This window comes from Peribacillus huizhouensis (assembly GCF_014138605.1).
Classification (GTDB): Bacteria; Bacillota; Bacilli; order Bacillales; family DSM-1321; genus Peribacillus; species Peribacillus huizhouensis.
Genome location: NZ_JACJHX010000001.1, coordinates 205,844 through 227,721 on the forward strand (window position 1 = coordinate 205,844; position 21,878 = coordinate 227,721).

16 protein-coding genes are annotated in these 21,878 nt (G+C 39.2%); 1 reads left to right on the plus strand and 15 read right to left on the minus strand.

The features are described from left to right. Positions 1-343: 343 nt before the first annotated feature. From priA to HNP81_RS00990, 7 genes are all read right to left on the minus strand, one after another. On the minus strand, positions 344-2,755 hold the full coding sequence (gene priA / locus HNP81_RS00960; protein WP_182501285.1) for a primosomal protein N': 2,412 nt from the start codon (positions 2,753-2,755) through the stop codon (positions 344-346). A gap of 6 nt (positions 2,756-2,761) precedes the next feature. Further along, positions 2,762-3,970: a bifunctional phosphopantothenoylcysteine decarboxylase/phosphopantothenate--cysteine ligase CoaBC gene (coaBC, locus tag HNP81_RS00965; RefSeq protein ID WP_182501286.1), complete on the minus strand. Its 1,209-nt coding sequence runs from the start codon at positions 3,968-3,970 to the stop codon at positions 2,762-2,764. A 900-nt stretch (positions 3,971-4,870) separates the two neighbouring features. Continuing rightward, positions 4,871-5,077, minus strand: a complete 207-nt coding sequence (rpoZ, locus tag HNP81_RS00970) for a DNA-directed RNA polymerase subunit omega (RefSeq protein WP_028392907.1) — start codon at positions 5,075-5,077, stop codon at positions 4,871-4,873. A gap of 3 nt (positions 5,078-5,080) precedes the next feature. After that, a complete protein-coding gene (gene gmk / locus HNP81_RS00975) occupies positions 5,081-5,695 on the minus strand; it encodes a guanylate kinase (RefSeq protein ID WP_028392908.1) in 615 nt (204 codons plus the stop codon). 9 nt (positions 5,696-5,704) lie between these two features. Continuing rightward, complete coding sequence (gene remA, locus HNP81_RS00980) at positions 5,705-5,968, minus strand: extracellular matrix/biofilm regulator RemA (protein ID WP_028392909.1); 264 nt, start codon at positions 5,966-5,968, stop codon at positions 5,705-5,707. 53 nt (positions 5,969-6,021) lie between these two features. Then, positions 6,022-6,897: a YicC/YloC family endoribonuclease gene (locus tag HNP81_RS00985; protein WP_182501287.1), complete on the minus strand. Its 876-nt coding sequence runs from the start codon at positions 6,895-6,897 to the stop codon at positions 6,022-6,024. Between the two features lie 521 nt (positions 6,898-7,418). After that, positions 7,419-10,097, minus strand: coding sequence for a calcium-translocating P-type ATPase, SERCA-type (locus HNP81_RS00990; RefSeq protein WP_182501288.1), 2,679 nt, complete (start codon positions 10,095-10,097; stop codon positions 7,419-7,421). A 340-nt stretch (positions 10,098-10,437) separates the two neighbouring features. On the opposite strand from HNP81_RS00990, the gene HNP81_RS00995 reads away from it, so the two are divergent. Beyond that, positions 10,438-12,153 carry an Rqc2 family fibronectin-binding protein gene (locus HNP81_RS00995; RefSeq protein WP_182501289.1) on the plus strand — a complete coding sequence of 572 codons (1,716 nt, stop codon included), beginning with the start codon at positions 10,438-10,440 and terminating at the stop codon, positions 12,151-12,153. A 138-nt stretch (positions 12,154-12,291) separates the two neighbouring features. Here HNP81_RS00995 and pyrE read toward each other — a convergent pair whose 3' ends face one another. The 8 genes from pyrE to HNP81_RS01035 are packed head-to-tail and all read right to left on the minus strand — an operon-like array spanning position 12,292 to position 21,800. Continuing rightward, the gene (gene pyrE, locus HNP81_RS01000) at positions 12,292-12,927 is read right to left on the minus strand and encodes an orotate phosphoribosyltransferase (RefSeq protein ID WP_034302040.1); all 636 of its coding nucleotides are present in this window, start codon (positions 12,925-12,927) and stop codon (positions 12,292-12,294) included. Then, the gene (pyrF, locus tag HNP81_RS01005) at positions 12,917-13,639 is read right to left on the minus strand and encodes an orotidine-5'-phosphate decarboxylase (RefSeq protein WP_182501290.1); all 723 of its coding nucleotides are present in this window, start codon (positions 13,637-13,639) and stop codon (positions 12,917-12,919) included. The genes pyrE and pyrF overlap by 11 nt, the downstream gene beginning before the upstream one ends. Beyond that, on the minus strand, positions 13,611-14,552 hold the full coding sequence (locus tag HNP81_RS01010) for a dihydroorotate dehydrogenase (protein ID WP_182501291.1): 942 nt from the start codon (positions 14,550-14,552) through the stop codon (positions 13,611-13,613). Before HNP81_RS01010 ends, pyrF begins: the two co-directional genes overlap by 29 nt. Further along, on the minus strand, positions 14,549-15,331 hold the full coding sequence (locus tag HNP81_RS01015) for a dihydroorotate dehydrogenase electron transfer subunit (RefSeq protein ID WP_028392916.1): 783 nt from the start codon (positions 15,329-15,331) through the stop codon (positions 14,549-14,551). Before HNP81_RS01015 ends, HNP81_RS01010 begins: the two co-directional genes overlap by 4 nt. Then, complete coding sequence (gene carB, locus HNP81_RS01020; protein WP_028392917.1) at positions 15,328-18,534, minus strand: carbamoyl-phosphate synthase large subunit; 3,207 nt, start codon at positions 18,532-18,534, stop codon at positions 15,328-15,330. Before carB ends, HNP81_RS01015 begins: the two co-directional genes overlap by 4 nt. Beyond that, entirely contained in the window at positions 18,513-19,619 is a 1,107-nt protein-coding gene (locus HNP81_RS01025; protein ID WP_028392918.1) for a carbamoyl phosphate synthase small subunit, read from the minus strand. Before HNP81_RS01025 ends, carB begins: the two co-directional genes overlap by 22 nt. Next, positions 19,616-20,902 (minus strand): dihydroorotase, encoded by a 1,287-nt coding sequence (gene pyrC, locus HNP81_RS01030; RefSeq protein WP_182501292.1) that lies wholly within the window; start codon positions 20,900-20,902, stop codon positions 19,616-19,618. Before pyrC ends, HNP81_RS01025 begins: the two co-directional genes overlap by 4 nt. Continuing rightward, a complete protein-coding gene (locus HNP81_RS01035) occupies positions 20,865-21,800 on the minus strand; it encodes an aspartate carbamoyltransferase catalytic subunit (RefSeq protein ID WP_182501293.1) in 936 nt (311 codons plus the stop codon). Before HNP81_RS01035 ends, pyrC begins: the two co-directional genes overlap by 38 nt. Positions 21,801-21,878 lie beyond the last annotated feature (78 nt).

Below are 21,878 nucleotides of genomic sequence, written 5' to 3' on the forward strand. Positions count from 1 at the left end.
TCCTATAAAGTGAAACTTCAATCAGTGGGGTTTTTCTTCACCCCCACTGATTGTTAGTCCCGTTCTACTACGCTTTATCTCCGCTACCGCGTAGATAAAGCGATACTACGAACCCGAATTAATGAATCACAGACTAAGTGCGCCGCGTCCTCATGTCTTCGTCTGTGTGACCCACATCCAGTGGGCATCAACTATACCTTTGAAGATTGCAGGTAAGTTTCACAGTATCTCACCAATCGGGCTTTTACGGGCAGTTATCCCCTACCTACGTTTCCTCGACTCCTCTATGCCTTAAGGTGGTGGTTACTGCCCGTTAAAGCGGGATAGAAAAACACGGTTGATTCTACATCATCATTTGTGGATTTAAATCAATCGAAATATTCAAATGTTGTTGTGCGAGTTCCTGCTGATAATGATCAATAATTGTTTTAAAACATTGTCGGAGCTTTGGTTCCCGTTTGTATTTTATCAGACATTGATAGCGATATCTATTGTTAATCCGGCTAATGGGCGATGCCGATGGTCCAAGTATTAATGCTCCTTCGCTTAAACCATTTCTCATAAAGGTTGATATTTTTTCAGTTACTGAAACAGCGGTCATTAAGTCTTCATGAGAAACGGTAACGAGGGCGATATAATAATAAGGCGGATAGTGATTGGTCCTTCTTATTATCATCTCTCTAAGATAAAAGGTGTTATAATCCTGCTGACCTGATAACTCAATGCTGTAATGCTCAGGCGTGTATGTTTGAATGACAACTTCTCCTGTCAATTCATGGCGGCCCGCTCGTCCTGACACTTGAGTTAATAATTGAAAGGTCTTTTCTGAGGAACGAAAATCGGGTAGATGTAGCATCGTGTCAGCTGACAAAACACCGACTAAGGTAATATTAGGAAAATCTAATCCTTTTGCAATCATCTGTGTACCTAAAAGGATATCTGCCTTACCTTCCCCAAATGCCTGCAGGAGGCGCTCATGCGACCCTTTCCTAGTCGTCGTATCGACATCCATTCGAATCACTTTGGCTTCGGGCAATATTTTCGCCAATTCCTCTTCAACTTTCTGAGTACCTGTACCAAAGAAGCGAATATGCTCACTTTCACATTCTGGACAAGCAGCTAACATGGATTCCTCATGTCCGCAATAATGGCATTTTAATGAATGATTCGATCGGTGATACGTAAGTGAAATTTCACAGTTTGGACAATTCGCTACATATCCACAACTTCTACACATCACGAAAGAAGAATGACCTCTTTTATTTAGCATTAAAACGGTTTGTTGTTTTTTTTCTAAACGATCTTGAAGCTTCGTAAATAAAATTTGAGAAAACATTGATCTGTTGCCGTTACGCAATTCTTCTCGCATATCAACGATTTCTACTGCAGGAAGTGCATGATCATTCATCCGTTTACTTAAGGTAAGAAGTTTGTAAACATTTTTTTGCGCTCTTGCAAATGATTCAAGTGTCGGTGTCGCGCTGCCAAGGATGACCGAACAATTATGGAATTTTGCCCTTTGTATAGCTACATCTCTCGCATGGTATCGAACGGTTTCTTCTTGTTTATAACTGGATTCATGCTCTTCATCGATAATAATGATGCCCAGATTTTCAAACGGAGCAAATACGGCAGAACGAGCGCCGACCACGACTTTTACCTCTTTACGGTGAATCTTTCTCCATTCATCGTATTTCTCACCAATGGATAAGCCACTGTGCATAACGGCAACTTGTTCACCAAACCGCTCCTTAAATCGTTTTACTGTTTGTGGAGTTAATGAAATTTCGGGTACGAGCATGATTGCCTCGCCGCCTTTTTTTATCACATCGTCAATCGCTTGTAAATAAATTTCTGTCTTTCCACTGCCGGTAACCCCATATAATAAAAAAACATCATGACGATCATTCTTTATCGATTCCTTAATCGGAGCAATAGCTATTGCTTGTTCGTCCGTTAATTTGAAAAATGGTTTCTTTGCAAATGTTCGATTTTCATAAGGATCACGATACACTTCTTCATTGGATTCCACTAAAATCTCTTTATCAATGAGCGCCTTCACCGTGCCATTAGATGCATGTGTAATATCTAATAATTCCTTAAGCAATACCTTTTTTGGCGTTTCAATGAAAAAATCCAAGATATCATGCTGCTTCTTTGCTGTTTTTGGAAGTGATTTCTTTACCTGTATTAAACCTTCCTTGTTCAATGCAGGTATGATCATTCGCATCGTTTTTTTATTATTTCTGTTTTTCACATAATAAAGAACTTCTAGGTGTCCATTTCGAACCTCTTTTTGGAAAAGCGAGGCCTTATCACCTTCTATGACCTCCTTCCAGGAAAGAGCGTCTTTATTCTCCATCATTTGTAAAATGATTGGATGAACCTGATTTCTTTTTTGATCATTTATTTTAATGATTTTTTCGTATTTCGCTTTCATTGCAGATGGAAGCATAGCTTGAAAAGCGGAAATCTTATAGCATAGTGTCTCTTCTGTTAACCAATCTCCTAAAGCAAGTAGTTCATCATTTAAAACAGGATCAATATCCATCGGTTCTTTAATAGACCTAAGTTTTTTCCATTGGCTTTTTTCTTTCAAGCTAGTTACAAATCCTTGAACCATTCTTGGACCGAATGGAACTATGACTCGCATACCAGGCTGAATGATATGAACCCATTTATCTGGAATCATATAATCAAATTCACGGTCTGTTTGCTTTGCAGGGACGTCAACAATGACAGTTGCTATGTTCATGTAACATCATTCCTTTTTCAACATCTCCACAACTTCTAACAAGACTGCTTTAGCTGTTTCAGCCTTACTCATTAAAGGAAGTTCAAGATTAGTTCCGTCTTTTTTAAAAATCGTGACAATGTTTGTATCATGACCAAACCCCGCACCTTCGCTTGTTACATTATTAGCTACAATCATATCAGCATTTTTTCTTTGCAGTTTCCCTACCGCATACTCTTTGAGATTGTCTGTTTCTGCTGCAAAGCCGACCAAAATTTGCTTTGTTTTTTTCTTACCAAGCTCTAGCAAAATATCTTTCGTTCGTTCTAATTCAATAACACTATCCCCTGGTTGTTTCTTCATTTTTTTCGAATGAATAAATTTAGGTGTATAGTCACTAACGGCGGCTGATTTAATAACTACATCTGCCTCTTTATAAACTTTCATCACTTGTTCGTACATTTCTGAAGCAGTCTCAACCTGTACTGTTTCCGCTTTTTGGGGAGGCAGTATTGAAACAGGTCCAGAGATCAATTTAACCTCCGCACCTAAAGCAAGGGCTTGTTCAGCAAGAGCATAGCCCATTTTTCCGGTCGATAGATTCGTAATATATCGTACTGGATCAATATGTTCTCTTGTAGGTCCTGCTGTTATGACAATCTGTTTACCACTCAATGGTAATACTTTCGTTGTTTTTGAAAAAAATGCTGAAAGTTGTTCAACAATCGTTTCAGGTTCTTCTAAACGCCCCTTTCCTGTATAGCCACATGCTAAATATCCCTCTGATGGTTCAATGAACGAATAGCCATAGTTTTTCAAGGTTGCCATGTTTTTCTGAACAGCTGGATGGGCATACATATGAACATTCATCGCTGGAGCAATCCAGACAGGTGCAACAGTTGCTAATAATGTCGTTGAAATCATATTATCAGCTATTCCATTTGCAATCTTTCCAATTATATTAGCTGTTGCAGGAGCAATTAATATCACGTCCGCCCAATCAGCCAAATCAATATGGGCAATAACTGCTGAATTTTTTTCATCAAATGTATCTATATATACATCATGCCGTGACAAAGCTTGGAACGTTAGCGGAGTCACAAATTTTCCCGCTGATTCACTCATCATCACCTTCACTTGTGCACCTTGCTGAGTTAGTTTACTCGTTAGTGCAGCAGCCTTAAAAACCGCAATCCCACCAGTTACACAAAGAAGGATCTTTTTATTAGTAAGCATACTATTTCCCCCCAACACTTGTTCTTTTTTCATTATGAAGGATAACATTAAAAGTGCAAGCACCTTGTTTAAGGTTGAACCGCATAGTTAATTATGGACTAATCCCTAAACCAATCTGCTATACAATCTGCAGGACTTAACAAAGCTGCTTTGCTGAATAGGAGTTGTTCATGTCCCAATCTAATTGCTAAGCTCTTATCTCAAAAAAGTTGACTACTTGAGCTGGAATACTCACCGAAACATTCACCCTTATCTAACCAATCAAAGATTTTACTTAAAGCGAGGCGATTGCCGTGTCGGGATTTGCATACATTAGTTTGCCACATTGTATCAGAGCTTATGAACTTGTGAGGGTTTTATAACCGTAGCTAGATTGAGTAGTAATCGCTCCTATTTTTCTTGATTCTCTAACAAACATCATGTACACATTGTTGTTTATACCGTAATAACGGCAGTCCAGTCCCCCACCTCAAGGCTTAAAGGAACCAAGGAAGCGTAGGTGGGGATAACTGGCAGTAAAAGCCCGATTGGTGAGATACAGTGAAACTTGCCTTTGTGGTTTTCAAAGGGATAGTTGAGGCCATCAGGATGTGGGTCACACAAACAGTAGACTAAAGGACGGGACACACTTAGTCTGTGATACAGCGGACCCTAGTTCGTACTATCGATTGATCGAAGCGCGTGCTTCGATCTTAGCGACAGTACGACGGGACTAACAATCAGTATGGATGGAGCCCCACTGATTTAAGTTTCACTTTATTTAAGATGAATAGAATGCAAGAAAGGGCCGGACTTCCAAATCAATAGCTTCATCTGCCATTGTTCTGAGAAAGTCTGACCCTTGTCTGTCAAAAGTTACCATCCAGCCAAAAGCTGTTTTTGCTTTCTTACAATTAATACTTACTTTTCTTCATATTGGTTATCATACGATAAATTACCTGAATGAATTTCTTCCAGAGCACGACCCACTGATTTATAAGACACAGGCTTTTCGATTCTGCAATCATTTTTAATTTGCATTTGTCTTGCACGTTTAGCCGCAACGGATACAAGTGAATATTTAGAATCAATTTTCAGTAATAATGAGTCGATAGATGGATATAGCATAATTTATTCAACCTCCAGCATTTTTTTATAACGGGTAGATACGCGTTCACGCTTGCAATGTTCAGCAATCACAATTGCATTAATTCGCTGACAGGCATGAACTACATGGTCATTTTCAACAACATAATCATATAAATCCATTAATTCAATTTCTGCTTTTGCAGCGAGCATTCGTTGACGAATTAATTCTTCTGATTCTGTACCACGGTTGACAATTCTACTCTCCAACTCAGACAGACTAGGTGGAGCAAGGAATATAAATAATCCCTCAGGAAATTTTTCTCTAACTTGGCGAGCTCCTTGTACTTCAATTTCCAGAAATACATCTTTGCCAGAATCTAATGTTTCACGCACATAATCAACAGGCGTGCCATAATAATTACCAACAAACTCTGCATATTCTAGTAATTTCCCTTGTTCAATCAGAACTTCAAATTCTTCACGACTTTTAAAAAAGTAATCAACTCCATCTACTTCTCCTTCTCGTGGAAAGCGAGTTGTCATAGAAATTGAATATTCGAATGCTGTATTAGGTTGTGAAAAAATTTCTTTTCTTACTGTTCCTTTTCCAACTCCGGATGGACCAGATAAAACAATTAATAAACCTTTTTCTCTCATAGTGTTTCCTTACCCCTCTTCTACACTTTCATCCCGGTCATGAAGACGGGCTGCAACCGTTTCAGGCTGGACGGCAGACAAAATAACATGATCACTGTCAGTAATGATTACCGCCCGCGTTCTTCTACCGTAAGTAGCATCTATTAGTGAACCTCGATCACGTGCATCTTGGATAATTCGTTTGATTGGAGCCGATTCCGGACTCACGATTGATACTATACGATTAGCCGAAACAATATTTCCAAAACCAATATTTATGAGCTTTATAGACATTTTCGTCCCCCATCCATATCTAGTGTCGCCTCAATCAAAAGAACATAAACAGACTACTCGATATTTTGAACTTGTTCTTTCATTTTTTCAAGTAAACTTTTCATTTCGACTACATTTTTAGTTATAGTTGAATCATTTGCCTTCGATCCTATCGTATTTACTTCACGATTCATTTCCTGTACAAGAAAATCAAGTTTTCGTCCGATAGGTTCTTTGTGCTCAAGTGCGTTTAAAAATTGAATTTTATGGCTTTCAAGCCTGGTTAACTCCTCATTAATATCCGCTTTATCAGCAAAAATAGCTACTTCAGTCAATAGTCTACTTTCTTCTACAAGCCCATTAGTAAAATCATTTAGCTTTTGGGCGAGACGTTCACGATACTGATAGCTAACTGAGGGTGCATATTGTTTTAATTCATCCACTACAACTTGAAATTTTCCAAGTTGTTCCTGCAAATCATTATACAGCTCTATCCCTTCCTGAAGTCTCATTTCTTTTAGATTTTCAAGAGCTTCCATAAAGGCGGCAAATAGGACGGTCTCCATATCCTTATTTTCAGTTGGTTCCTCTTCGACTGACAACAGTTCTTCCAGTTGAAGTACCTCATGAAGGGTTACAGATGTATCAAGTTGATATTTTTCCTTCATTTGATTCATCAATGAAAAAAATTGATTAGTCAGCTCCCAATCTACCATAAGTTTCTTAGAAACAAGTCCTTCACCAATAACGGTGATAAATATTTCTGCACGGCCTCTTCTTATGCATTCATTCGCTTTTTTCTTTAATTTATCTTCAAGCACTAGAAGCTGGCGTGGTAGGCGAATCACGAATTCACAAAAACGATGGTTAACGGTTTTCATTTCTACCGTAACCTTAATTTTATCTTGTTCAGCTTTTCCTCTTCCATAACCGGTCATACTGACTACCATAGCATCACTTCCTATTTAACAAAATAATAGATGATAACAATCGAAAGGGCCGCCATTGGTTCATGTTGAACAGTTAATATATACGTCAATCAAGATTAGTCATCCTTATAGTGGATGTTCAAAAAGAATGGTAAAAATAGCTTGTGAATTACAGCAAAGCTCCGTCTCTTCAGTCTCACGTATGAATGCATACGCAAAGGTCTAGAGATGATCAGCTTCTCGGCTCTTTTTATCCTCCTTTTTGAACACGCACTTATATGTGCATATGTAATTTGGTATGGTCGTCATATAATCTATTCAAATTAAAAAGGTAATAGAGACAGACTCTACTACCTTAGTGATTATAACACAGTTTCCCCCGGTTTAACAGGCTGTAAAACCATTCACTACAATTTTTATAAGTAGATAAAAGTTTTGTTTTTGTAAATTTCCCAGCTCATAAAAACCCTATTATTCATGAACTCAGAATATAAATGTATTTCTTCTTTTCTCTAGCCGACTCTCAAAAACTACACTCTACATTACTTAGTTTTTCTTAGTAGAAACGATCCAGCAAGTAAAAAAGTTGGAATAGATGCCATGCCAATTACTAGTAACCAATCACGCATAACAATCGGCAATGTATGAAAAATCGGTTGAAACGGTGGATAATAGATGACAACAATCATCAATATTAGAGATGAGACTACTGCACCAATCAAATATTTATTACCAAACGGATTTCTAGAAAATATCGATTTTTCACTACGGCAATCAAATACATGAATTAACTGCGCTAAAACGAGTGTTGCAAACGCAATTGTCTGCGCATAAACAAGATTGTCTGGATTGTTTTTATAGACGACAATAAAAGCTATTAATGTCGCTAGCCCAATTAATATTCCACGTGAAATAATTTTCCACCCTAGCCCCCTTGCAAAAACTCCTTCATTCGGATGTCGGGGTTTGCGTTTCATTAAATCTCCCTCCGCTTTGTCAAGCCCTAAAGCCATAGCCGGCAACCCATCTGTTACAAGGTTAACCCATAGAATTTGGATGGGAACGAGAGGAAGCGGCAATGCCATTAGCATAGCAAAAAACATCACCATTATTTCTCCGACATTGGATGCAAGTAAATACCTAATAAATTTACGGATATTTTCATAAATATTTCGCCCTTCAGCAATTGCAGATTTAATGGAAGCGAAATTATCGTCAAGTAAAATTAGAGATGAGGCTTCTTTTGCTACATCTGTTCCGGTAATTCCCATAGCAATCCCAATATCAGCTGTTTTAATCGCCGGTGCATCATTTACTCCATCACCAGTCATAGCCACAATATGTCCTTTATTTTGGAATGCTTTGACGATCTTCAACTTATCTTCAGGAGATACACGAGCAAACACTGCCACATTTTCAACAACATCCTCTAGGTCGCTTGCAGACATTTCTGTCAACTGCTTTCCTTCCATCACCTTTTCTTTTCCTCGTAAAATTCCCAATTGACTAGCAATAGCTTTCGCGGTTTGTGCATGGTCGCCTGTAATCATTACCGTTTTAATTCCTGCTTCTCTGCTTTCTTTTACAGCAAGACCAACTTCAGGTCTTGGAGGGTCTATCATGCCTTGTAAACCAATAAAGACTAAATTCTTTTCTGCTTCTGCTTCATCCAGCAAAATGGTCCCAGGTGATAACGGTTTATAGCCGATCGCAATAGTCCGCAAAGCTTGACTAGCAAGACCATTAATCGCCTCTTGTACATGTTTAATATTTTCTTTCGAAAGGAATTGTGATTTCTGCGACCATAGAATCGACTCACACCGAGAAATCAGTACGTCAGGAGCTCCTTTTACTACAACAAATTGCTTGCCATTCTCGTCTTTAACAATGACGCTCATCATTTTTCTTGTCGAATCGAATGGAAATTCCTTCACAATCGTAAAATTATTCATAATCGATTCACGAGTTAATCCTGCTTTCATAGCACTTACAAGCAAAGCACCTTCAGTTGGATCTCCATCTACTACATATTTATCATCTTTTAATGCCAAATCTGCATGGTTACAAAGTAGCCCAAATGTAAGCAGCTGATGCAGAGGTTTTTCTGATTTCGGAGCTATCTTTTTGTCTCCTTCAAAAAATTCACCATCAGGCTGATACCCAGTACCTGTTACACTCCATGTTTTTCCTCCACTCCAAACATGGGTCACTGTCATTTTATTTTGCGTCATCGTTCCTGTTTTGTCGGAACAAATGACTGAGGCGCAACCTAATGTTTCAACAGCAGGGAGCTTACGTACGATCGCATTTTTTCGAATCATTCGCTGCACACCGAGCGATAATGCTACCGTAACGATAGCGGGCAGTCCTTCCGGTATTGCAGCTACTGCAAGTGAAACTCCAGACAAGAACATCGTATATAGATCATTCCCCTGCAAGATCCCTGTCGCTACTACAACAATTGTCAAGAAAATCGCTGTAAAAATAAGGATTTTCCCTAATTGTTCAAGTCTACGTTGCAACGGTGTGATCTGCGTTTCAGTAGATTGGAGTAAGTCGGCAATTTTCCCCATTGCCGTTTCCATTCCCGTTGCAACGACTACCCCTGTTCCACTTCCTCGAGTCACCATCGTTCCCATAAATGCATGATTAGCCTCATCACCGATACTTTCAACTTCATATAGAATCGCTTCGCTTAGCTTTGCAACAGGTACAGATTCTCCAGTAAGAGCAGATTCTTCAATTTCTAAAGATGCCGATTCAATGATTCTTATATCAGCACCTACCCTATCACCGCTCGTAAATTTTAAAATATCACCGACGACAACTTCTCGGGACGGTATCCTTTTCCATTCACCATCCCTAAGAACTTGTACTTGTGGCGCTGCCATTTGCTTTAACGCTTCAAGAGATTTCTCTGCTTTCCGTTCCTGAAAAAATCCTAAAAAACCATTCACTAAAATGATGGCAATGATTGCAATTGCATCGATGTATTCACCAAGAATTCCTGAAATTAAAGTCGCAGCAAGTAAAACTATGACCATAAAATCCTTAAACTGCGCAAAAAATAACAGGATAGCTGATTGTTTTTCACCCTCTTGAAGTTCATTATATCCCTTTATTTTCTGCCTCTTACTAACTTCTTCCTCATTTAGACCTAGCCGAACATTCGTTTCTAAGGCCGTCTCTATTTGTTGCGTATCCATTTCTCTGAACTTCATTAAATATCACACATCCTCCACATAGAATGAATCAATCCCTGCCCAGACAATGTAGATTAATTTCGCTTATCATACTTCTTCGTTGTAACCAAACTCTGCTATCTTTTAAGCTTTCAATAATATCCCCTTAAACTTGTCTTAATTCATGTTTATTCAGACTCGTCCTAAAACATGCTATAATTACGAAAAGTAGGAAGGTATCCCATAGCGATAGAGTATTGACCTCGCAAACTAATGTACATAGATTATATGTAGTGTTTTAATACTGTATATTGCGGTTAGTGCGGGGGCAGAACCTTTTGCAACAGGTAAAAAATAAAAATAAAGGAAGTATAAACAAATGTCGTTTGACGGTTTATTTACAAAAGCAATGACAGAAGAAATATCTTCTCAACTGAACGGTGGAAGAATCAATAAAATTCACCAGCCTTATAAAAATGAACTCATCCTTATCATTCGTGCTGGCGGGAAAAATCATAAACTCTTACTATCAGCACACCCAAGTTATGCAAGATTTCAACTTACAAAAGAAACCTATGAAAACCCAAAAGAACCACCGATGTTTTGCATGTTGCTACGCAAACATTTAGAAGGCTATACAATTGAGAACATTTACCAAGAGGGCCTTGATCGGATGCTAATGATTGAAGTAAAAGGCAGAAATGAGCTCGGGGACCTGTCACAAAAACTATTAATTGTTGAAATAATGGGACGTCACAGTAATATTATCTTAGTAGATAAAGAAAAAAACATGATTTTAGATAGCATTAAACATGTTTCCTATGCAGTAAATAGTCATCGGGCCATCTTGCCTGGACAAACCTATATTGCACCACCAGCACAGGAAAAAAAGAATCCCTTTACTGCTACAGAAGATGATGTCCTAAAAGCCATTGATTTTAATGCAGGTAAAGTGGATAAACAAATGGTGGCCCATTTCGCTGGTGTCTCACCATTATTTGCGAAAGAAGTGATTCATACAGCAGGCCTAGTAAATCGGGCTACACTCCCCACCGCTTTTTTATCATTAATAAAGAAACTTGCGAACAGTGAATATTCACCTATTATTGTGAATTCTGGTGAAAAAGAAGCATTCTATATGATAGAACTAAAACATATTCAAGGTGATAGCCATTCCTTTGCTACGTTAAGCGAAATGCTAGATCGCTATTATTTTGGTAAAGCTGAGCGAGATCGAGTGAAACAGCAAGGCAATGATCTGGAACGATTTATTGCGAATGAATTAGAAAAAAACAAAAAGAAAATTGGCAAACTTGAAAGAACTTTGCAAGAAAGTGAACGTGGAGAAGAATATCAACTGTTCGGTGAGCTAATAACTGCGAATCTTTATCAAATGAAACGTGGCATGAAAGAAATTGAAGTGATTAATTATTACGAAGAAGATGGCCGTACGGTTACCATTAGATTGAATCCACAAAAGACTCCGGCAGAAAATGCACAGAAGTATTTCTCGAAATATCAAAAAGCAAAAAATGCTGTTGTCTATGTTCAAGAACAAATTAAAAAAGCGGAAGCTGAAGTCGCCTATTTCGATCGTTTGCACCAGCAGCTACAATCTGCTTCACCAAAAGATATTGACGAAATACGTGAAGAGCTACAAGAAGAAGGCTATATAAAAAAGAAACACAAAAAAGGCATGAAAAAGCCCGCAAACCAAAAGCCACAGCTTGAACAATATTATTCAAGCGATGGCACGCAAATCTTTGTAGGTAAAAATAATAAACAAAATGAGTATTTAACAAATAAATTTGCACGTCGTGATGAAATCTGGCTGCATACTAAAGACATTCCTGGCTCCCATGTCGTCATCCGCAGTGAAGATCCAAGTAACGAAACGATCAAAGAGGCTGCAGGATTGGCGGCTTACTTTAGCAAAGCGCAAACGTCTAGTTCTGTACCGGTCGATTTCACAAAGATACGCTATGTAAAAAAACCGAACGGCTCAAAACCTGGCTTTGTTATATACGATAACCAACAAACGGTTTATGTGACACCAAGCCCAGATCAAGTCATTGGATTGAAGGTTGAAAAATAGAGTAAATTTTTATATAAAGCGATGAACAAAAAAAGGGTCTGACCTCACACTCTATATATCGTCTATTGTACGATGTACATGTTAATTAAACGACTATAGTAGTTGTGAGGTCAGACCCAAAAGCTTTCATTTATTAATTTATACGGTCATCCATGTTGTATCTGTAGGGTTTATTCTCCATTTATTTAATTTCTCAATATCATCTTCCAAAATATACCCTTCACGGCTTGCAACTTGGATTAAGCTAGAATAATCACTTAGAGAGTAAGAGCGAATATTCGCTGCTTCAAGTTGTTTTCTTCCTTCCTCTAATCCATATGTAAAGATCGATACGACCCCTAATACATCACAGCCTGCTTCACGAAGAGCCTGCACGGATTCAATCACACTTCCTCCTGTGGAAACAAGATCTTCAATGACAATTACTCTATCACCTGACCCTACTTTACCTTCTACTTGATTGCCTTTTCCATGGCCTTTTGGTTTAGAACGTACATAGCACATCGGCAGATTCATATTCTCGCTTACCCAAGCAGCATGGGCAATCGCACCTGTCGCTGTCCCAGCAATAATCTCGGTCTCAGGAAAGTGTTCTTCAATTAATGTTTGCAACCCAGTCGCGATTTGTCTACGAACATCAGGATAAGAGAGGGTTAATCTGTTATCACAATAAATGGGGGATTTAATACCAGAGGACCATGTGAATGGGTCATTCGGTTGTAAAAATACGGCTTTAATTTTCAATAATTGTTCTGCAATTTGTTCATTTAACATCTTCAATACCCTCCCAGGCTTGTTTGATCGTTTGGTAAGCGGATAGTGGATCTTCTGCTCCAGTAATCGCCCTGCCGACGACTATGAAGTTTGACCCGAGGTCTCTCGCTTTTTCCGGAGTTGCAATTCTAATCTGGTCGTGTGCATTGCCATTTGCCATACGAATACCTGGCGTCACTGTTAGGAAATTTGTGCCTAATGCAGTATGGATGTCACTTACTTCAAGTGGTGAACAGACCACTCCATCTAATCCTGATTGTTTAGCAAGTCGAGCATAATGGAGCACTGAGCGTTCCAATTCTCCTTCGATTAATTGTTCCTTATTCATCTGGCTAGTGCTGGTGCTCGTTAACTGAGTAACGGCAATACAAGTTGGTCTTTTTTTTCCGGATAGCGTCCCGGAATTTAGACCTTCCCATGCGGCCTCCATCATTCTTTGACCACCTGCAGCATGCACATTAGTCATATCTACTTCAAGACCAGCAAGTACTTTCATAGCACTTTTCACTGTATTAGGAATATCATGAAGCTTTAGATCAAGGAACACTTGATGATTATTTTCTTTTAAAAACTCTATAATAGCAGGGCCTGATTGATAATATAATTCCATCCCTACTTTTACAAATAATTTTTCTGTTTGGAATTTAGATAAAAAATCTTTCGTTTCCTTTATTCCTGGAAAATCAAGCGCGATGATTGGCAAATTGCGCATGTTTATTCCAACTCCTTCCCGTACATTCTGATATATGATTAAATCCTAATTTTTTTAGAAGAACGGGTAACTCTTCTATAATTTTGGGGCAAACAAATGGATCGGTAAAATTAGCAGTTCCGACAGCGACAGCACTTGCTCCTGCATAGAAAAACTCGATTACATCTTCAGCCGTCATGATCCCCCCCATACCAATGATTGGAATGTTTACTGCTTGACTCACTTCATAAATCATTCGTATGGCGACTGGTTTAATCGCTGGACCGGATAAACCACCTGTTTTATTGGCAAGGATTGGCTTACCAGTTTTCATATCAAAACGCATGCCCATTAATGTATTAATCATTGTCAAGCCATCGGCTCCCCCTGCCTCAACAGCTTGAGCCATTTCCACGATGTTTGTAACATTAGGAGATAGCTTCACATATACCGGAACTTCTGAGACAGCTTTTACTGCTTCTGTTACTTTTCTGGCAACGACAGGATCCGTACCGAACGTGATCCCACCTTCTTTGACATTTGGGCAGGAAATATTCAGTTCAAGGGCCTTTACATTACTTACTTTGCTGATTTCCCTAGCAACAGTTACATAATCTTCTACTTGAGATCCTGCTATATTAGCAATAATCGGTACATCAAACTGGTTAAGACGTGGTAATTCATCTTTCATAACGTTCGTTAAACCTGGGTTTTGCAATCCGATTGCATTTAGCATACCTGAAGACGTTTCGGCAACTCTTGGTGTCGGATTACCAAAACGTGGTTCGGGAGTTGTTGCTTTTACCATAATCGCACCAAGAATATTCAAATCATACAAATTCCCGAATTCTTTACCGAAACCAAAACAGCCAGATGCAGGCATAATTGGGTTTTTCAAATCTAAACCTGGTAATTGGATATCAAGCATATTCATAGAACCACCTCTCCCGCACGAAAGACCGGACCGTCACTACATACTTTTTTATATTGAAAACCTGTCGGATCATCAGCTGTATGGCAAACACAAGCAAAGCAAGCGCCGATGCCACAGCCCATCCGTTCTTCAAGTGATAGAAATACTTCTTTCGTTTCTTTGTAGGCAGACTCCAATGCACGAAGCATTGGAGTTGGTCCACAGGCAAAGATTGTTGTATAGCTATTACTTAATATATCAATAACATCTGTTACGAACCCTTTCGTTCCATGGCTGCCATCGACCGTTGTAATATATGTTTCACCCAACGCTCGGAACTTCTCTTCATAAAAAACCGTTGCAGCATTTTGAAAGCCTAGGACATGGATAACATTTACACCTAATTTCGTTAACCGTTTTGATAGTTCGTATAAAGGAGGAACACCAATCCCTCCTCCAACCAACAACGCTGTTTCTCCTGAAATCGCGACCTCTGGTGTAAAACCATTTCCGAGTGGTCCAAGAACATCAATTTCAGTGTCATTCTTTGCTTGCGACAACAGAAAGGTCCCTTTTCCCTCTGCACGATACACCATTGTAAATGTATTGTTCTCTTTGTCGATTGCCGAGATGCTAATCGGTCTTCTTAAAAGCGGTTCATACCCGTTTCCTGTCTTAATGTGTACAAATTGCCCTGGTTGATTCATTTCAGAAACAAGGCTTCCGGATAAAGTCAGCTCATAAATCGATTCGGCAATTTCTTGTTGGCTGACGATCTTCATTGCCTCATTTTTTATCATGTATAAATAACCTCCCGACTCTGAGATGCATGTTCCATTGGCTCTGCTGTAAAATTCATTGACTCGATTACACCAAGAATCGCTTCAGCTGTATCAAGGGATGTTAGACAAGGGATATTATTTTCAACGGATTCGCGGCGGATCCGGAAACCGTCACGTTCAGGCTGCTTCCCTTTCGTTAATGTATTCACAACGAGCTGTGCTTCACCCATTCTAATAACATCCAGCACATTTTTATTCTCCGAACCGATTTTATCAACGATCGACACTGGGATGTTTTCATTTTTCAGCATAGCTGCAGTACCGCTTGTTGCAATCAAGTTATAACCAATTGCATGAAAGCGTCTTGCAAGCTCTAACACTTCTTCTTTATCTTTGTCAGCCACTGTCAACAAGACTGATCCATGTTCTCTAACTTTCATACCAGATGCTACGAGCCCTTTGTACAACGCTTTTTCCAACGTAACGTCCTTACCCATTACTTCACCTGTAGATTTCATTTCAGGCCCTAAAGTAATATCAACTCTTTTTAATTTTGCAAAAGAGAAAACAGGTACTTTTACATAGACGCCCTTCTTCTCAGGCACAAGACCATTAATAAACCCTAGTTCCTCTAATGTCTTACCAAGAATAACCTTCGTAGCAAGATTAGCCATCGGAATATTCGTGATTTTACTTAAAAACGGAACTGTACGGCTAGATCGAGGGTTCACTTCAATTACATATACTTCATCTTTACTGATGACATATTGAATGTTAAGTAAGCCGATGATATTAAGTCCTTTTGCTAATTTCTCAGTATACTCTACGATTTTCTCCATTTGCAAAGCTGTAATATTCTGCGGAGGATAGACGGCAATAGAGTCGCCTGAATGGACGCCAGCACGCTCGATATGTTCCATTATTCCCGGAATCACAACTGTATTTCCATCTGAAATGGCATCTACTTCAATTTCTTTTCCTGTTAAATAACGATCAATCAAGACAGGGTGTTCCGGATTAATTTTTACCGCATGTTTCATATAGTGTAGAAGTTCTTCTTCTTTATCGACAATTTCCATCGCTCTACCACCAAGAACATAGGAAGGCCTAACTAATGTAGGATAGCCGATTTCTGTTGCAATTTTAACTGCTTCTTCGACCGAAAAGGCTGTTTTTCCTTTTGGTTGTGGAATCGCCATTTCTGATAATGCATGTTCAAACTTATCTCTGTTCTCTGCTCGGTCTAAATCTTCAAGTGATGTTCCAAGGATCGTCACGCCATGTTCCGCTAATTGTGCAGCAAGATTGATTGCCGTTTGGCCGCCAAATTGGACGACAACCCCAATTGGTTTTTCAAGATCAATCACATGCATAACATCTTCTATGGTCAGCGGTTCAAAATACAATTTGTCAGAAATACTGAAATCCGTTGATACAGTTTCTGGATTATTGTTGATAATAATTGCCTCATACCCAGCTTCTTTAATCGCCCAAACTGAGTGAACAGTCGCATAATCAAACTCTACACCTTGACCGATGCGGATTGGACCTGACCCAAGTACAACAACACTTTTCTTATCTGTCACTACAGACTCATTCTCATCCTCAAACGTTCCATAAAAGTACGGTGTCTCTGACTCGAATTCTGCAGCACATGTATCGACCATTTTGTATACAGGCATGATTCCTTTTTCTTTTCGCCACTTGTATACCGTTATTTCTTGTTCTTGCCAAAGTGATGCGATTTTTTTATCAGAAAAGCCCATTTGCTTACCTGTCAATAAAATTTCTTCATCAAACGGATTCTGCTTTAATACTTGTTCAAACTCTACGATGTTTTTTAATTTTTGTAAGAAAAATAAATCGATTTCGCTCCATTCATGAATCGTTTGAATCGTCACACCTCTTCGGAGAGCTTCGCCGATATAAAATAATCGTTCGTCGCCAGCTTTTCGAATTCTCTTTTCTATTACAGCATCATTAGTATCATCTTGTAGCTCTAAATGATGAAATCCTGCTTCTAGTGAACGGACCGCTTTTAAAATGGACTCTTCAAATGTTCGACCGATTGCCATAACTTCGCCCGTTGCTTTCATTTGTGTTCCAAGGTTCCGATTTGCTGATTCGAATTTATCGAATGGCCAGCGAGGAATTTTCGTTACGACATAATCCAAAGCTGGTTCAAAGCTTGCATAGGTTTTTCCTGTTACTGGATTCATCATTTCATCTAGCGTTAAACCAACGGCAATCTTTGCAGCTAGTTTAGCGATCGGATAGCCTGTTGCTTTTGATGCAAGTGCAGAAGAACGACTTACACGCGGGTTCACTTCAATCACATAATATTGATAGCTGTATGGGTCAAGTGCAAGCTGGACATTACATCCCCCTTCGATCTTCAGCGCTCTAATTATTTTCAATGATGTGTTTCTAAGCATTTGATATTCACGGTCACTTAATGTTTGGCTTGGCGCAGCTACGATTGAATCACCTGTATGAACTCCTACTGGGTCGAAATTCTCCATATTGCAGACAACGATAGCATTGTCATTCGCATCACGCATGACTTCATATTCAATTTCTTTGAAGCCGGCAATGCTTTTTTCTAACAAGCATTGAGTTACCGGACTACTTTTCAAACCTCCCGTTACAATTTCAAGTAGTTCGTCTTCATCAGAACAAATCCCGCCGCCTGTTCCGCCTAATGTAAAGGCAGGGCGGACAATGACTGGGTAGCCAACACGTTCTACGAATTTTTTTGCTTCTTCTAAGTTATGAATAATTTCACTGTCCGGTACAGGTTCACCAAGCTCATTCATTAAGCTACGGAATAAATCTCGATCTTCTGCTTGTTGAATCGCAGATAGTTTCGTTCCAAGAATTTCGACGCCGCATTCTTCAAGAATGCCAGCATTCGCAAGTTCTACAGCCATATTCAGTCCCGTCTGTCCTCCCAATGTCGGCAATAAAGCATCAGGACGTTCTTTACGGATAATTTTACTTACGAATTCAAGTGTGATCGGCTCGATATAAACTTTGTCAGCCATTTCACTGTCAGTCATAATCGTCGCTGGATTTGAATTAATCAAAATGACGCGGTATCCTTCTTCTTTTAAAGCCATACAAGCTTGAGTTCCTGCATAATCAAATTCTGCTGCTTGGCCGATAACTATAGGACCTGAACCAATCACAAGGATGCTTTTTATATTCGTACGTTTCGGCATAATTCTTCCCCCTTCAAGGCATGTGCTTCAATCATTTTGTAAAATTCATCAAATAAGTAATTAGCGTCTTCTGGACCTGGCGATGCTTCTGGGTGGTATTGTACAGTAAATGCTGGGTATGATTTATGCTTTAACCCTTCAATCGTTGCGTCATTCAATGCAATATGAGTCACTTCAAGGTCTGTACCCTGGATCGAGTCTGCATTTACGGTATAGCCATGATTCTGAGATGTCAAAGCAACTTTTCCAGTTCGTAAGTCTTTAACTGGATGATTCGAACCGCGGTGACCGAATTTCATTTTTTCCGTTTTGCATCCATTTGCTAAAGCAAACAACTGATGACCTAAACAAATCCCAAAAATCGGAACTTTCCCTTGTAATTCTTTTATCATTTCAATCGCACATGTTACATCTTCTGGGTCTCCAGGTCCGTTCGACAGCATGATACCATCAGGATGGAGATTTAACACTTCTTTAGCCGTAGAATTATGTGGGACAACTATTACATCAAATCCACGGTCATTCAAATCTCTTAAAATACCTTGTTTCATTCCATAATCTACAAGCACGACCCGATATCCTCTGCCTGGATTACGATATGCTGTTTTCGTCGAAACTTGTTTCACTTGGTTTACAGGCAAAACAGTTGCTTTCATTTGCTCAATAATACCTTCTGGTTTATGTTGGAGGTCGCAAATGAATCCTTTTAATGTTCCATGGTTTCGAATGATTCTTGTAAGTTTTCTTGTATCTATGCCACTTATCCCAGGAATCCCCTTTTGTTTTAAAAATTCATCCAAAGACAGTTCACTGCGCCAATTTGATGGCAGATCAGCAACTTCTTTAACGACCATACCAGCAATCGCTGGATGAATCGATTCAAAATCATCACGATTTATTCCGTAATTTCCGATCAGTGGATATGTTAAGGTTACAATTTGGCCACAGTATGACGGGTCTGACAAAATCTCTTGATACCCTGTCATTCCTGTATTAAATACAACCTCACCAATTTTTTCAGTCGAGCTACCAAATGCTTTTCCAATAAAAACCGTACCATCTTCAAGGATTAGTTGTCTTTTCATTGTGTAACACTTCCTTTTTCCCAAGCTACTTTACCTGCTGCAATTGTCATAACCGGCCATCCGGTACATGATTGACCATGAAATGGTGTATTTTTTCCTTTAGAGACAAACTCATTACGATCAATAATTTGTTCTAGTTCCAAATCAAGTAAAACAATATCTGCTATAGCTCCTTCTTTGATCTCACCATATGGAAGGGAGAATGCCTCAGCAGGTTTTTTTGTCATATAATCAAGTAACTGTCCTATTGTAAGAATTTCTGTTTTTACAAAATGTGTATATAAAAGTGGGAATGCAGTCTCTAAACCAACAATTCCAAATGGAGCGAATTCCATGCCTTCTGCTTTTTCCTTCTCATGATGGGGAGCATGGTCAGTCGCAATAAAGTCAATCGTACCGTCCAATAATCCTTCTATCAAAGCAGTCCGATCATCTTTACCTCTTAATGGTGGATTCATTTTATAATTCGTATCCAATTCTGGAATATCTTCATCACATAAAAGAAGATGATGTGGAGACACCTCAGCCGTAACATGAATTCCTGCCCGCTTAGCATCTCTAACTACTCTTACCGATTCCTTTGTACTTATATGGCACACATGATAATGACAACCCGCAGCTTCTGCAAGTAGAATGTCACGAGCAATATGTACAGATTCACATACAGATGGGATCCCCCTGAGGCCATGAGTTTCAGAAAAACTCCCCTCATGGACGCACCCTTTATTGATTAATGTTTCCTCTTCACAATGAGCAACGATTGGCATACCAATCGCTTTCGCCCGTTTCATTGCTTCAAGCATCATTCCTGCATTCTGAATCCCCACGCCATCATCAGTAAAAGCAAATGCGCCTGTTTCTTTCAAAGTAGCGAAATCCGTGAGTTCTTTTCCTGCTTCTCTTATTGTAATTGACGCATATGGTAGTACGCGCACATGTGCAGTTTCATTTATTATTGTAAGAATACTCTCAAGATGTTCCTTCGTATCAGGAACAGGACGTGTATTCGGCATCGTAGCTAGCGTTGTGTAACCGCCCTTTGCAGCGGCAAGAGTACCAGAAGCGATGGTTTCTTTATGTTCACCTCCTGGTTCTCGTAAATGTACATGAAGATCGATAAGACCTGGGGCAACAAGCATTCCTGAAGCATCAATAATGTCACAGTTTTCCACTGATAAATTTGGGCCAATTTTTGTAATGATATTTCCTTCTATTTCAATATCTGCATTAAATACTTGGTGGTTTTTATCGAGCAATACTCCATTTTTGATTAATTTCTTCATGAATATTTCCCCCTTTTTTTTCTGCTAGCACTGTTTTTAATACGGCCATTCTCATATATACACCATTTTCCATTTGCTTAAAGATCCGTGATCGCTCACATTCGACTAGTTCACTATCTATTTCTACATCACGATTGATTGGTGCTGGGTGCATGATAATGGCTCGCTTTTTCATTGTTTTTTCGCGTTTTTTTGTGAGACCGTATCTTTGTAAGTAATCATCCACCTTTTTCTCACTGTTTTGCTGATGACGTTCATGCTGAATCCGTAATAGCATAACAACATCAGCTGTGGCAATCGCTTCATCAATAGCTTCATAATTCCCCTGACCAATACCATGATTAAACCATTCAGGTGGTCCGGAGAAGACGACAGTCGCACCTAATCTAGTGAGGGCATCTGCATTCGATCTTGCTACTCTGCTATGTAATATGTCACCGATAATGGCAATTTTCAGCCCTTTAAAACTATGAAACTCCTGCTTAATCGTCATTAAATCGAGAAGGGATTGAGTAGGATGATGACCGCAACCATCACCTGCATTGATCACTGGGATTTTCAATTTGCCAACAAGTTCATTAAAGTATTGATCCGTCTCATGTCTAATCACAAGAGCCTCTACACCAATTGACTCTAATGTTTTAGCCGTATCATACAGCGTTTCTCCTTTCAGAACACTAGATGTTCCCGCATCAAAAGGAATAACTTCTAATCCAAGCTTTCTTTCGGCAACTTCAAAACTACTTTTTGTTCTTGTACTAGCTTCAAAAAATAAATTAGCAATCATGGTCTGTCCCGATGGTCTCCACGTTTCCCCATTCGCAAACCGCTCTGCTTCTACAAGCAACTGCTCAATTTCAATCGTAGTTAATTCACTCATTGTTAATAAATTTTTCATGATGGTCCCTCCCCATTTACGATTAAGCTAAAAAAAATACCCTGCCATAAAGGACAGGGTGAGGGTAGGCAAAGATAG